This is a genomic window from Actinomycetospora sp. 2LY8.5 (genome assembly GCF_057180585.1).
Genome location: NZ_JBXUHE010000027.1, coordinates 22,642 through 36,098, shown reverse-complemented (window position 1 = coordinate 36,098; position 13,457 = coordinate 22,642). Strand labels below are relative to the sequence as shown.

The following is a 13,457-nucleotide window of genomic DNA, read 5'->3' as shown; positions in this document are numbered from 1 at the left end:
TCGCTGCTATCCCTCGGCGCGCCGGCGCCTCGCGACCTCGGCGAGCGCCACGCCCGCGGCGACCGAGGCGTTCAGCGACTCCACCTCGCCCGCCATCGGGATCGACACGACGCCCGTGCAGGTCTCGCGCACGAGGCGGGACAGGCCCTTGCCCTCGGAGCCCACGACGATCACCAGCGGTCCGCGCGCGGCGTCGGGACCGGCGACGTCGTCGAGGTGGTCGATGTCGGCGCTCGCGTCACCGTCCAGCCCGACGGCCACCAGGCCCTCGTCGAGCCAGGCCGACAGGGTGCGGTTGAGGTTGGTCGCGCGCCCGACCGGGATGCGCGCGGCGGCGCCCGCCGAGGTCCGCCACGCCACCGGCGTCACGCCGACCGAGCGCCGCGACGGCAGCAGCACCCCGTGCGCGCCGAACGCGGCGGCCGAGCGCAGCACCGCGCCGAGGTTGCGGGGGTCGGTGACGCCGTCGAGGGCGACGAGCAGCGGCTCGACCTTGTCGAGGTGGGCCCGCTGGCGGGCCTCCTCGAGCAGGTCGTCGGGGTGGCTGTACTCGAACGCCGGCACGGCGAGCGCGAGCCCCTGGTGCACGGCGCCGTCGGCCATCTTGTCGACGTCGCCGCGCGGCACCTCGAGCACCGAGACGCCCCGCTCGGACGCCATCTTGATCGCCTCGCGGACGCGGTCGTCGACCTCGATGTTCTGGGCGACGTACAGCGCGGTCGCAGGGCTGTGGGCCCGTAGGCTCTCGACGACCGGGTTGCGGCCGAGCACGGTCTGCGGGCCGTCGGGATCCTCGCGACGGCCCGGGGCGCGACGCGGCGAGCCCCGGTCCTCCGCGGCAGGCTTCCGCGGTGCCGAGGGCGACGCCCCGCCGGAGCGGTACGCCTTGTGGTTCGGGCGCTTCTCGGCGGGCGGGGTCGGCCCCTTGCCCTCGAGGCTCTTGCGCCCCTTGCCGCCCGAGCCCTTCGTGGGGCCCTTCTTGGAACCCGGGTTGCGGCGGGCTCCGGGGCGGCGGGAATTGCCGGCCATGAGGGCTACGCACCGTCCTTGAGCGTCCAGGTGGGACCGTCCGCGGTGTCCTCGACGACGACGCCGGCCGCGGTCAGCTCGTCGCGCAGCGCGTCGGCGCGGGCGAAGTCGCGATCGGCGCGGGCGCGCGTGCGCTGCTCGAGCAGCGAGTCGACCAGCGAGCCGAGGGCCTGCCGCGCGGCGTCGCCTGCTCCGCCGGCGCCCGAGGTCTCCGCCCAGACGACCGGGTCGAGGCCGAGCACGCCGGTCATCGCGCGCACCGCACCCGCGAGTGTGAGGGCCTCGTCGCGGTGACCCGCGTCGAGGGCGGCGTTACCGCGGCGCACCGTCTCGTGCACCTCGGCGAGCGCCGCGGGGGTCGCGACGTCGTCGTCCAGCGCGGCGGCGAAGGCGTCGCTGATCCGGCCGACCTCGACCGCCCCGACCCGGTCGTGCACGCGGTGCACGAACGTCTCGATCCGGTGGTACGCCGCCGCGCCCTCCGCGAGCGCCTCCTCCGAGTACTCCAGCGTCGAGCGGTAGTGCGGCGCGATGAGGTAGTAGCGCAGCTCGACCGGACGCACCCGCTCGAGCACCGCCGGGATCGTCAGCGTGTTGCCCAGCGACTTCGACATCTTCGCGCCCGACATCGTCACCCAGGCGTTGTGCAGCCAGTACTCGGCGAACCCGTCGCCCGCGGCCCGCGACTGGGCGAGCTCGTTCTCGTGGTGCGGGAAGACGAGGTCGAGCCCGCCGCCGTGGATGTCGAAGCGCGGCCCGAGGTAGCGGGTCGCCATCGCCGAGCACTCCAGATGCCAGCCCGGGCGCCCGCGGCCCCACGGGGTCGGCCAGTCCGGCTCGCCGGGCTTGGCCGCCTTCCACAGCGTGAAGTCGCGGGGGTCGCGCTTCCCGCGCGGGTCGCTGCCCTCGCCCTGCTCCATCTCGTCGGGGCGCTGCCCGGAGAGCTCGCCGTACGAGGGCCACGTGCCGACCGCGAAGTAGACGTCGCCGTCGGCCGCGTACGCGTGCCCGCGGTCGATCAGGCGCGCGATCAGGTCGACCATCTCGGTGACGTGGCCGGTCGCGCGCGGCTCCGCCGACGGGGGCAGGCAGCCGAGCGCGTCGTAGGCCGCGGAGAACGCCCGTTCGTGGGTGGCGGCCCACTCCCACCAGAGCCGGCCCGCGGCCTCGGCCTTGGTGAGGATCTTGTCGTCGATGTCGGTGACGTTGCGGACGAGCAGCACGTCGTAGCCGCTGTGCGCGAGCCAGCGGCGCAGCACGTCGAAGTCGAGACCCGACCGGACGTGGCCGACGTGGGGAACGCCCTGCACGGTGGCCCCACACACGTACATCGACGCCGTGCCGGCGTGCTGCGGGCGGAACTCCCGCAGTGCGCGTCGTGCGGTGTCGTACAGGTGCAGGCTCACCGTCCGGATCCTACGGAACGGCGGATCCGTCGCTGTCGGCCCATCAGCCTACGCGAGCAGCCCGACCGATCGATCGTTCGGTACGCCTCTTCCCAAGGTGTGATGGGAGACATAGAGTCGCCCTCGTCATTCGGCGGTTTCGCTACGCAAGGAGTGGTCAGCGTTGTCCATCACGTGCCGGACGTCTCTCGTCCGCCAGGCCCCGGGCAAGTACGAGACGGCGACGGTCGAGGTCGACGACCCGCGTCAGGACGAGATCCGGGTGAAGATGGTCGCCTCGGGCCTCTGCCACTCCGACGACCACATCGCCACCGGCGACATCCCCGTCGGCACCTACCCCTTCGCGGGCGGCCACGAGGGCGGCGGCATCGTCGAGTCGGTCGGCCCGAACACCACGGGCTTCGAGGTCGGCGACAAGGTCCTCTTCTCGTTCCTCCCCGCCTGCGGGCACTGCCGCTGGTGCGCCACCGGCCACTCGAACCTCTGCGACCTCGGCGCGGGCCTGCTCGCCGGCACCCGCTGGACCGAGGACTCCACCCGCCTGCACCTCTCCGACGGCACCAACGTCGGCCAGATGTGCGGCATCTCGACCTTCTCCGAGTACACGACCGTCGCGGTCGACTCGGCGATCAAGGTCGCGCAGGACACCAAGCTCGAGGTCGCCTGCCTGCTCGGCTGCTCGGTCGGCACCGGCTGGGGCACCGCCGTGAACACCGGCGAGGTCTCCCCCGGCGACACCGTGATCATCCAGGGCATCGGCGGCATCGGCGCCAACGCCGTCCAGGGTGCCGCGCACGCCGGCGCCGCCAACGTCATCGCCGTCGACCCGGTCGCGTTCAAGCGCGAGAAGGCCCTCGAGCTCGGCGCCACCGAGGCCGTCGAGTCGATCGAGGAGGCCACCGAGATCGCCAAGGGTTACACGAACGGCCAGGGCGCGGACGTCTCGATCGTCACGATCGGCATCACCAAGCCCGAGCACGTCGGCGACGCCTTCGCCTCGATCCGCAAGCAGGGCACCGTCGTCGTCACCGGCCTCGGCGACATCACCGAGGTCGGCGTGCCGATCCCGATCGGCGAGCTGACCCTGTTCGAGAAGAAGCTCAAGGGCTCGCTGTTCGGGTCGTCGAACCCGAAGGCCGACATCCCGAAGATGCTCGACCTCTACAACCACGGCAAGGTCAAGCTCGACGAGCTCGTCACCAAGCAGTACAAGATCGACGAGGTCGCCCAGGGCTACGAGGACATGCACGCGGGCAAGAACATCCGCGGCGTCCTGATCTTCGACTGAGGTAACCGACACCCGTGACCAACGGTTCCGCGGCCCCGGTATCCCCTGAGCCCGACGGCGCAGCTCCGCTGCGCTCCGTGCGGCAGGATGCCGGGGCCGCCCCCCGTCTGCCGTCCGCCGGGCCGCTCCCGGTCCGGTCCATGATCGACGCTTCCCACGCCCGGGTCGTCGGCCGCGTGCGCGAGTCCGAGGTCATCGCCGCGGCGCTCGCCGCCGGGCGCAGTGTCCTGCTCGAGGGCCCGCCCGGCACCGGCAAGACGACCCTGCTACGCGCGCTCGCCGACGGCGCCGGGGTCGGCCTCGAGCTCGTCGAGGGCAACGCCGAGTTGTCCCCGGCGCGCCTCGTCGGGCACCACGACCCCTCCCGCGTGCTCACCGAGGACTACCGGCCCGAGAACTTCGTGCCCGGCCCGCTGGTGCGCGCGCTGACCTCGGGTGCCCTGCTCTACGTCGAGGAGCTCAACCGCGTCCCCGAGGAGACGCTGAACGTGCTGCTCGGCGTGCTCTCCGAGCGCCGCCTGCACGTCCCGCGGCTCGGGATCGTCGACGCGGCGCCGAGCTTCCGGCTGGTCGCGGCGATGAACCCGTCCGACGCCGTCGGCACCGGGCGGATCACCCCGGCACTCTACGACCGCTCGTGCCGGGTCGGCTTCGCGCACCAGAGCGCCGACGAGGAGACCGCGATCGTGCGCCGCGACCACGAAGTCGCCGACACGGCGTTCGTCGAGCGGGCGGTGCGCGCCACCCGCTCCACCCGCGAGCACCCCGACCTGCGCCTCGGGTCCTCGGTGCGCGGGGCGCTCGACCTCGTCGCCGTCGCCGAGTCCCTCGCCGAGCTGCGGGCGGTGGCGCTCGCGGGCCGGCTCGCCCCGGCCGCGGAGTCCACCGGCACCGACGCCGCGCTGGCCGCGCTGTCCGGGCGCGTGCAGCTGCTCGAGGGCTCGACGCGCACGGTCGAGGAGGTCGTCGCCGAGCTGTGGGCGGCGAGCGCGCCGGTCGAGGAGTCCGACGGTGCCGAGGGCGGTGACCCGGGAAAAGCCTGAGCCCCGGTCAGTCGCCGCCGCAGGAGCCGGGGCGCTCGCCCGGGGCACCGCCGCGCGTGGTGTCCGACCCCAAGGAGGTCGAGCAGCTGCTGCGCGACCACGCCCGGCGCACCGAGACCCGCGCCGACCTGCAGCGCCGCCACGACGACCTCGAGCAGGTCAGCCCCACGGTCGGTGTGCTGGACGAGGCCGCCGTGGCGGGCGCGTACGACGAGGACCCGGACGGCACGGTCGACCTGCTCGCCGACCTCGCCCGCGCCACCGACCCGGCGCTGCGCGCGTCCGCTCGCCGCCTGGCCGTGCGGCTGCTCGTACCCCCGGCGCGGGCGGGCGAGACCGAGCGGCGGGGCTCGAGCCGGCTCACGACCGTCGCCGGCGAGGGCCTCGACCTGGACCTCGACGCGACGCTGGAACGCCGTCTCGACGGTCCAGCTCCTCCATCGGCGTGCTCGCCTGGATGCTCCGTGTCCGGGGCGCACCGTCACATCCGCGCGGAGGACCTGCGCTGGCGGGGCTGGCGCTCGCCGGCCAGGGCGCTGATCCTGCTCGTCGACGCGTCGGGGTCGGTGGCCGGCAAGCCGCTGACCACGGCGGTGACGACGGCGGGCGCCCTGGCGACGGGTCTGCGGGGTGACGACGAGCTCGCGGTCGTCGCGTTCTGGTCGCGCGCGGTGGTGCTGCGCCACCTGCATTCCCCGGCGCCGGCGTCCGCGGTGCTCGACTCCCTGCTCGACCTGCGCGGGGGCTCGACCACCGACCTGGGCCTGGGCCTGCGGGCGGCCCTGGCGCAGGCGACGGCGGCGCGCGTCCCCCACGCCGACGTGCTGGTCCTCACCGACGGGGCGTGGAACGAGGGCGAGGACCCGGCGCCGATCGCGGGCGGGTCGGGCACGGCGCGCGTGCACACGCTCGTGACCGTCGACGACGAGGACGCGCGCACCTCCTGCGCGCGCCTGGCGGCCGCGGGCGGCGGGCGCTCGGTGCCGCTGCACAAGCCGTCGGACGCGCCGGCCGCGGTGCGGGCGGTGCTGCGCTGACGGTCGGCGCGGCGCCTGTCGAGGGCGCCTGCTCCTTCGGGAACTGCTGGGGGGACCGAAGCATCGCGGTGTGTCAGCGGCGTGGCGTCGCTGACGTTGAGTGTCCGTAACGCCACGCGCTCGATTCCATGGCAGGTCGGGCGTGGGCGGTCGCCGACGCTGAGCGAGTGAGCGCGTGCCGAGGCGCTCGCGTGCTACGCCGGGCCGCGCCGTGCGGCGACGTCGCGGACGTGCCCGTCGAGGAGCGCGCCCAGTTCCGCGCGGAGTCGGGGGCGGTCGAGCGGCTCGACCAGCACGCGGCGGCCGGTCCCGTCGAGGCCCCACGCCACCCGGCCGACGGCGGTGTCGAGGACGGTGACCGTGCGCGACCCGCGGCGGGGCGCGCCGTCGGCGTCGCGGGCGGTGACCCCGAAGGTCATGGCCCGGTCGGGCGTGCGCGCCCAGAGGGTCCGGAGCCGTTCGACGTGATGCGACGGCACCCCCGCCCGGCGCAGGCGCCGCAAGCGCTCGTCGAGGGTCAGGCCCTGCCCGAACAGGGCGTCCGCCGGCAGGGCCATCGGCACGCCGGGCGCCGGGCGCACGTCGGGCAGGCGGGCGAGCAGTGCACCGGCGAGGTCGTGCGGGTCGGTCGTCTCGAGCAGCAGGCCCTCGCCGTCGAGGCGGGCGACGAGGCCGAGCGCCCCGCGCGCCGCCGCCAGCGTCGCCCGGGGCTCGCTCCCGTCGACCCGCACCACGACGTCGAGCTCGCAGGCCGGCCGTGCGAGCACCCCGAGCGCGTCGGCGAGCCCGGGGTCCGGATCGCCGCGGTGGTCGAGCAGGCCCTGCGCCGCCAGCCGACCCCAAGCGGCGGCGTCGAGAGCGTCGCGCTCGCCGTAGGTGCGACCGTGGTCGAGGACGTGCAGGACGACCGGCCGCGCGCCCAACCCCAGCCGGCGCCACAGCGCGAGGTACTGGCCGACGTCGAGCCGTGCGCCCGCGAACTGCGTGCCCAGCGCCATCGACAGGACGCCCCTCACTCGCCGATCACCGGCGGCGCGGTCGCGGGCAGCACGCCGGCGATGGCGTCGGGATCGTCCTCGGAGAGGTAGTCGGGGCGCCGGCGCTGACCGTCGCCGCCCTGACCGCCGACCATGCCGGCGGGCGGGATCATCGGGACCGCGCCTCCGCGGCCCTCCGCCGCCCCACCGGCCGCCCGGGCCGCGACGGTCTCCGCCGCGGCCCCGCCGCCGACACCCGCGCGCGCCCCGGGCCCGAGCTCGCCCGCCGCACCGCCCCCGCCGGCGCCGGCACGCGCGCCGGAACCCAGCTCACCGGCAGCACCACCCGGCCCACCACCGGCCCCACCACCGAGACCGCCCGCCCGGCCCCCGGTCGCGCCGCCCTCGCCGGCGCCCACCGCGGCGCCCGGCAGCCGGGGCACGACACCACCGGCGCCGCCGGCCCGCCCGGCGGTGCCGTCCCCCGCGGCGCCCGGCAACCCGGGGACCCGCCCCGCGCCCGTCGCCGCGCCGGGCGAGGCGCCCGCGTCCCCCGGCACACGCCCGGACGCACCCGGGACCGCGCCCACCGGAGGCACCACCGCGCCGCCCCCACCCGGGGCCCCCGCCCCGCCGGAACCCGCTCCACCGCCGGCTCCGGGAACGGCGCCACGGGGAGCTCCGGGGACGGCTCCCCCCGGGCTCGAGGGCACCCCGGCGGCCGTCGTCGACGACCCCGCGGGCACTCCCGCGCCACCCGGAACGGCGCCGCCCGCACCACCCGCACCACCGGCCCCGGCGCCACCCGCACCACCCGGCACGGCACCACCCGCACCACCCGGCACGGCACCACCCGCACCACCCGCACCACCCGGCACGGCACCACCCGCACCACCCGGCACGGCACCACCCGGCACCACACCCGGCACCACGCCGCCTGCGCCACCCCCACCGGCCCCGGGCGCCGGCACCCCGCCCGCGCCGGGCGCACCACCTCCGCCCGCACCGCCCCCGGGCACACCCGCGGCGCCGCCGGCGACGCCCAGCGACCCCTGCTGGGTCGCGCCGACGGGCTGGCCCGGCCCGGGCTGCACGGCGGACCCGTCCGGACCGACGAACTGGGGCAGCGTCGACATGCCGCCGCCGCTCGCCTGCTGGTAGTTGGTCATCGCGTCCTGGGCGAACTGCTCGGCCTCCTGATAGCGCAGCATCGAGGCCACCGCGTCGCCGACCGGGATCCCCACCGGGCTGATCGGGCCCACCGGCGGCACCGTGGCGAGGAGCGCGGTGCCGTCGAGGAAGCCGTCGACGCCGGCCTCCATCCAGGACCCGGCCGTCGGCGGTCCCTGGTTGAACACGGCGTTCTGCACCGTCGTCAGCCGGTCGCCCTGCTCGACGTTGACGTTCTTGACCCGGGCCGCCAGCTCGCGCGCCTGGTCGGCCCAGGGACGCAGCGGCTCGAGCCTGTTCTGCGCGGCGACCGAGGCGTCGCCGTCCCAGGCCACGCCCAGCGTGGCGTTGGCGCGACCGACGGAGTCGGTGACCGCGATCATCCGGTCCGCCAGCCCCTGCCACCGGCCGCCCGCGCCACCGAAGCCCTCGCCGGCCTGCGGTTGCAGGGCGTCCCAGATGGCCTGGTGGGACACCGCGTTCCAGTGATGGCTGAACGGCTCGTCAGGCACAGGCCACCCCCTCGCGCGGATCGTAAGGAGCCCGCGCGGGCCGTGGGTGCGGTTTCGGGAAAGTCAGCCCGGGAGCAGCAGAGCCGTCGCCACGGCGGCGAGACCTTCTCCGCGACCGGTGAGCCCCAGCCCGTCGGAGGTCGTGCCCGACACGGCCACGGGGCCCCCGAGCGCCTCGGACAGCGCCGCCTGCGCCTCGCCACGCCGGGTCCCGATCTTCGGTGCGTTCCCGATCACCTGGACCGCCGCGTTGCCGAGCACCCAGCCCTTCGCGCCGACGAGCCGGCGCACCTCGCCCAGCAGGCGGACCCCGGACGCCCCGGCCCACTCGGGTCGACCGGTGCCGAAGACGGCGCCGAGATCACCGAGCCCGGCCGCCGAGAGCACGGCGTCGCCCAGGGCGTGCGCGGCGACGTCGCCGTCGGAGTGCCCGGCGCAGCCGTCGACGCCCTCCCAGTGAAGACCGGCGACCCAGCAGGGCACGCCCGCCCGCACCGGATGGACATCGGTACCGATCCCTACCCGCACGGTGGAGCTCCGCGGGCGACGGCACCCGCGCTCACGCCGGTCCCGCCGTGACGAGCGCTTCGGCCATCGCGAGATCGAGCGGCGTCGTGACCTTGAACGCACGCGGATCACCCGGGACGGTCACGACGGTGACGCCGAGGTCCTCGGCGAGCCCGGCGTCATCGGTGGCGACGACCGGGGCGCCGTCGGCGCGGAGTGACCGGGCCCGGTCGTGCGCGGCCCGCAGCGTCGCGGGGTCGAAGCCCTGCGGCGTCTGGACCGCGGCGAGACCGCTGCGGTCGACGGTCGCGGTCACGACGCCCGCCGCCCCGGTCCGCTTCAGGGTGTCCGCGACGGCGGTCGCCGGGACGACGGCGCGGTGTCCCGCGCGCACGGCGTCGATCACCGCCCGCACGACGGCGGGCGGGCACAGGCATCGGGCGGCGTCGTGCACCAGCACCACGTCGACGTCGCCCGGCAGCGCGTCGAGTGCCGCCTCGACCGAGCCGACGCGGTCGTCGGCGCCGGGCACCACGACGGCGCGCCGCGCGCCGAGGGCGGCGCGGACGGCGTCCTCGTCACCCGGGGGCGCGACGACCACGACGGCGTCCGCTCCACCGGCGACGAGGCCGTCGACGGCGCGCGCGACCAGCGCGAGCCCGCCGACGACCGCGAGCGCCTTGGGCCGGCCGAGGCCGAGCCGTTCTCCCCGCCCTGCCGCCGGCACGATGGCCGCGACGGTCACCGCGTCTCCGCGGTCATGCACTGGATCAGGACGCTGCCTAGGACGCGAGGACCTGGTCGAGCAGCGACTCGGCGGCCACCTCGTCGGTGCCCTCCGCGAGCGCGAGCTCACTGACCAGTATCTGGCGCGCCTTCGCCAGCATCCGCTTCTCACCCGCGGACAGGCCGCGGTCCTTCTCTCGGCGCCAGAGATCGCGGACGACCTCGGCCACCTTGTTCACGTCACCCGACGCGAGCTTCTCGAGATTCGCCTTGTACCGGCGCGACCAGTTCGTCGGCTCCTCGGTGTGCGGCGCGCGCAACACCTCGAACACCCGGTCCAGACCCTCCTGGCCGACCACGTCGCGGACGCCGACGATCTCGGCGTTGTCCGCGGGAACCCGGACGGTCAGGTCGCCCTGAGCAACCTTGAGGACGAGGTACTTCTTCTCCTCGCCCTTGATCGTCCTGGTTTCGATGGCCTCGATGAGAGCGGCACCGTGGTGCGGGTAGACGACGGTCTCGCCGACCTTGAAAACCATGTGTCCCGAGCCCCTTTCGCCTCCACAAGGTTAACACGTCCGACGCACGGGCATTGCAGGGGATCCGGCCGTCTTCGCAGGTCAGGGACTTGACAACTCGCGGTGCGCCGTGCTCCCCCCGGTCACGCTGCGCGCCCGGACGGCCGGGGTGCGGCACTGGTACTAGGGTGTCGCTGCCGCTGGAGCCCTGACCCCCACCCGAGAGGACGCTCGGATCATGAGCCGCCGCCCGCGCGGGCCCCGACCCGGGATCGTCGCCGCGACCCTGCTGACCGCGGCTCTCGCCCTCGCGGGTTGCAGCGCCGGGGCCGTCACCCAGACCGACACCGTCGTCTCGCAGGCCGACGGGGCTCACGGGCAGGTGGGACCCATGATCCTGCAGGACGTGTCCCTGCTGGCCGGGCCGACCGGGTCCGCGCCCTCGGGCGGCGAGGTCGCGGTGCGCGGGACGATCGTCAACGACGGCCCGACCACCGACCGCCTGGTCTCGGTCTCGACGCCCTACGCGCTCGACGTGCGCCGGGAGGGCGCCACGACGATCCCGGCCGCCAACGCCGTCCGGATCGTCGGCGAGGAGCCCGGCCCGGTCGGACCGGCGGACGCGGCACTGGGTGTCGGCGGCACGATGCGAGTCGTCCTCACCGACACCACCCAGACGCTGGTCGCCGGCCCGACCTACGCGGTCACGTTCACGTTCGAGCGGGCGGGCTCCGTGACGGTCCCCGTGATCGTCAGCGCCGACGAGCCCGCCGTCGGCTGACGTCGACCGACCGGGCTGACCAGCCCTTTCGGACATCCCACCCCGCACTGTCGGGGGTTCGTCCTACGGTTCGCCGGTGCCAGCACGAGCCCGCGCCAGCCGCTTCGAATGCACCGCCTGCGGCCACCTCGCCGCCAAGTGGGTCGGCCGCTGCCCCGACTGCGGGGGGTGGGGCACCGTCGAGGAGGCCCCGGAGCTGCCCGGGGCCGGGCGCAGCGGGCGTCCTGGTGTCGCGCCGGCGCCCGCCGCTCGCCCGGCCAGCCCCGTGCGCCAGATCGCCGAGGTCAGCCTCGAGACGGCGACGGCACGGCCGACGGGTGTCGCCGAGCTCGACCGGGTGCTCGGCGGCGGCCTCGTGCCCGGGGTCGTCGTCCTGCTCGCGGGCGAGCCGGGGGTGGGCAAGTCCACGCTGCTGCTCGAGGTGGCCGCCCGGCGGGCGCGCGGGGGCGCCACCGTGCTGTATGTCACGGGTGAGGAGTCGGCGGGCCAGGTCCGGCTGCGCGCCGAACGCACCGGGGGCCTCGCGCCCCACCTGTTCCTGTCCGCCACCGGCGATCTCGAGGAGGTCGCGGCGCACGTCGAGGCGGTGGACCCCGAACTGCTCGTCGTCGACTCGGTGCAGACGGTCGGCACCGCCACCGCGGAGGGCACGCCGGGCGGGGTCTCCCAGGTACGCACGGTGACGACGGCGCTCGTCGCCCTGGCCAAGCAGCGCGATCTGCCCGTGGTGCTCATCGGCCACGTCACCAAGGACGGGGCGGTCGCGGGGCCGCGCACGCTCGAGCACCTCGTCGACGTGGTGCTGTCGTTCGAGGGCGAGCGCCACTCGCCGCTGCGGCTGGTGCGCGGGCTGAAGAACCGCTTCGGCGCCACCGACGAGGTCGGCTGCTTCGAGATGAACGACGGCGGCATCGCCGAGGTCACCGACCCCTCGGGGCTGTTCACCGCCGGCCTCGAGCGCACGGTCGCGGGCCAGGCGGTCACGGTGGCGATGGAGGGCAAGCGGCCGATGATGGCCGAGGTCCAGGCGCTCGTCGCCCGGCGCGTGAGCGACACCCCGCCGCGTCGCGTGGTGTCCGACCTCGACAGCGGCCGGGTGGCCAAGGTCCTCGCCGTCCTGCAGGAACGGTGTCGGCTGCCGCTGCACGACAAGGACATCTTCGTCGCCACCGTCGGGGGCATGAAGCTGCGAGAGCCGGCCGCGGACCTGGCCGTGGCCGTCGCCGTCGCCTCCGCCTTCCACGGCGAGGCGGTCCGGTCCGGTCTCGTCGCGATCGGGGAGGTCGGCCTCGGAGGGGAGGTCCGGCGGGTGGTCGCGCTCGAACGCCGCCTCGCCGAGGCCGGCCGGCTCGGCATCAGCCGCGCGATCGTGCCGCCGGGCGAGGTCGGGACGCCGAAGGGGCTCACCGCGGCGCCGGTCGACGACCTGCGGGGCGCGCTGATGCGCACCAGCCTGAACGGCGTGAACGAGGACTTCAGCCCTCGAGAGTGAACGGCGCCGGGTCGCTGATGATCCCGTCGAGCCGGGCCAGCAGCTGGTACGAGCCGGGCGGCACGGTCGTCCGCTGGCCCGCGCATCCCGGCTGCGACGTGCGACCCGACCACGTCACCGAGAACACCGCCTGCTCGCCCGGGGCGAGCGTGCGCACGTCGTCGGTGTCGCCCGGCGAGCAGTCGTTGCTGCCCCAGAGCCCGTCGCCGACCTTCTTCACCACGGCGACGGCCTGCTTGGCGGCGTCGAGGTCCCGCACGCAGGGGGCGGCGCTCGTGTTCTCGACGACGAGGCTGAGCACCGGCTTGCGGCCGGGCGCGTAGCTCGGCGCGTCGGTGCGCGCCGTGACGCGGATGTCGCCGTCCGCACACGGGCCGGGTGCGGGCGCCGCGCGTTCCTGCGGGGGCTGCTCCGTGGTCGGCGGGGCCGTGGTCGGCGGGGCCGTGGTCGTGCCCGGTGCGGGCGGCGTGGTGCTCGGTGTCTCCAGCAGCGGACCAGCCGAGCCGGTCGGCACCCCCGGTGGCAGGAAGCCCCGGAAGCTCCCGCCGCCCGGTGGCACGAGCAGCGCGTCGCCGGGAGCCGGCGGTGGCGCGAGCCCCGGCGCGTCGCCGGGCGGGAGCACCGAGGGCAGCGCGGCCGCGATGGGGCCGGGGGCGTCCTCCTGAGGTGCGCCGTCGGGTGGCACGTCCGTCGCGATGTCCGAGGTCTCCGGCGAGGTCTCCGGCGAGGCCGTGCCCTGCATCGCTGCCGCGCGGGCGCGCGCCTCGACCGTCGCCGCATCGGGCTCACCGCCGGTCAGGCCGACCACGGCCCAGACGAACCCGCCGAGCACGAGGACCACGACACCGAGCGCGAGCGACCGGCGCCGCCAGTACACCGACGGCGCGAGCGGTCCGACCGGCTCCCACACGTCACGGAAAGTAGGTTCGCGCTCGCAGACCGCGACCGTTCGGCACGCGGTGGCCCGGCCG

General features: G+C 75.8%; 13 protein-coding genes. 5 read left to right on the top strand and 8 right to left on the bottom strand.

The features are described from left to right. Positions 1 to 6 precede the first annotated feature (6 nt). A complete protein-coding gene (gene rlmB / locus AC2A1K_RS24095; RefSeq protein WP_483898873.1) occupies positions 7 to 1,029 on the bottom strand; it encodes a 23S rRNA (guanosine(2251)-2'-O)-methyltransferase RlmB in 1,023 nt (340 codons plus the stop codon). A gap of 5 nt (positions 1,030 to 1,034) precedes the next feature. Then, complete coding sequence (cysS, locus tag AC2A1K_RS24090) at positions 1,035 to 2,435, bottom strand: cysteine--tRNA ligase (RefSeq protein WP_483898872.1); 1,401 nt, start codon at positions 2,433 to 2,435, stop codon at positions 1,035 to 1,037. A 163-nt stretch (positions 2,436 to 2,598) separates the two neighbouring features. Between cysS and AC2A1K_RS24085 the strand changes: the two genes are divergently transcribed. From AC2A1K_RS24085 to AC2A1K_RS24075, 3 genes are all read left to right on the top strand, one after another. Further along, positions 2,599 to 3,723, top strand: a complete 1,125-nt coding sequence (locus AC2A1K_RS24085; protein ID WP_483898871.1) for an NDMA-dependent alcohol dehydrogenase — start codon at positions 2,599 to 2,601, stop codon at positions 3,721 to 3,723. Between the two features lie 140 nt (positions 3,724 to 3,863). Further along, the gene (locus AC2A1K_RS24080) at positions 3,864 to 4,766 is read left to right on the top strand and encodes an AAA family ATPase (protein ID WP_483898870.1); all 903 of its coding nucleotides are present in this window, start codon (positions 3,864 to 3,866) and stop codon (positions 4,764 to 4,766) included. A 59-nt stretch (positions 4,767 to 4,825) separates the two neighbouring features. Beyond that, positions 4,826 to 5,803: a vWA domain-containing protein gene (locus AC2A1K_RS24075; RefSeq protein ID WP_483898869.1), complete on the top strand. Its 978-nt coding sequence runs from the start codon at positions 4,826 to 4,828 to the stop codon at positions 5,801 to 5,803. Between the two features lie 194 nt (positions 5,804 to 5,997). Here the strand turns inward: AC2A1K_RS24075 and AC2A1K_RS24070 are convergent, their stop codons facing one another. From AC2A1K_RS24070 to AC2A1K_RS24050, 5 genes are all read right to left on the bottom strand, one after another. Continuing rightward, on the bottom strand, positions 5,998 to 6,819 hold the full coding sequence (locus AC2A1K_RS24070; protein WP_483898868.1) for an ESX secretion-associated protein EspG: 822 nt from the start codon (positions 6,817 to 6,819) through the stop codon (positions 5,998 to 6,000). Continuing rightward, positions 6,816 to 8,462 carry a hypothetical protein gene (locus tag AC2A1K_RS24065; protein WP_483898867.1) on the bottom strand — a complete coding sequence of 549 codons (1,647 nt, stop codon included), beginning with the start codon at positions 8,460 to 8,462 and terminating at the stop codon, positions 6,816 to 6,818. Before AC2A1K_RS24065 ends, AC2A1K_RS24070 begins: the two co-directional genes overlap by 4 nt. A gap of 63 nt (positions 8,463 to 8,525) precedes the next feature. After that, a complete protein-coding gene (gene ispF / locus AC2A1K_RS24060) occupies positions 8,526 to 8,990 on the bottom strand; it encodes a 2-C-methyl-D-erythritol 2,4-cyclodiphosphate synthase (protein ID WP_483898866.1) in 465 nt (154 codons plus the stop codon). Between the two features lie 31 nt (positions 8,991 to 9,021). Beyond that, the gene (ispD, locus tag AC2A1K_RS24055; protein WP_483898865.1) at positions 9,022 to 9,714 is read right to left on the bottom strand and encodes a 2-C-methyl-D-erythritol 4-phosphate cytidylyltransferase; all 693 of its coding nucleotides are present in this window, start codon (positions 9,712 to 9,714) and stop codon (positions 9,022 to 9,024) included. Positions 9,715 to 9,751: 37 nt separating this feature from the next. Further along, complete coding sequence (locus AC2A1K_RS24050) at positions 9,752 to 10,234, bottom strand: CarD family transcriptional regulator (protein ID WP_116707106.1); 483 nt, start codon at positions 10,232 to 10,234, stop codon at positions 9,752 to 9,754. A 217-nt stretch (positions 10,235 to 10,451) separates the two neighbouring features. Here AC2A1K_RS24050 and AC2A1K_RS24045 point away from each other — a divergent pair, with 217 nt between their 5' ends. Both AC2A1K_RS24045 and radA read left to right on the top strand, forming a co-directional pair. Continuing rightward, entirely contained in the window at positions 10,452 to 10,994 is a 543-nt protein-coding gene (locus AC2A1K_RS24045; RefSeq protein WP_483898864.1) for a copper chaperone PCu(A)C domain-containing protein, read from the top strand. 76 nt (positions 10,995 to 11,070) lie between these two features. Next, positions 11,071 to 12,486, top strand: a complete 1,416-nt coding sequence (gene radA / locus AC2A1K_RS24040) for a DNA repair protein RadA (protein ID WP_483898863.1) — start codon at positions 11,071 to 11,073, stop codon at positions 12,484 to 12,486. On the opposite strand, the gene AC2A1K_RS24035 is transcribed toward radA, so the two are convergent. Further along, entirely contained in the window at positions 12,470 to 13,396 is a 927-nt protein-coding gene (locus AC2A1K_RS24035) for a hypothetical protein (RefSeq protein ID WP_483898862.1), read from the bottom strand. The genes radA and AC2A1K_RS24035 overlap by 17 nt on opposite strands. Between the last annotated feature and the right edge of the window lie 61 nt (positions 13,397 to 13,457).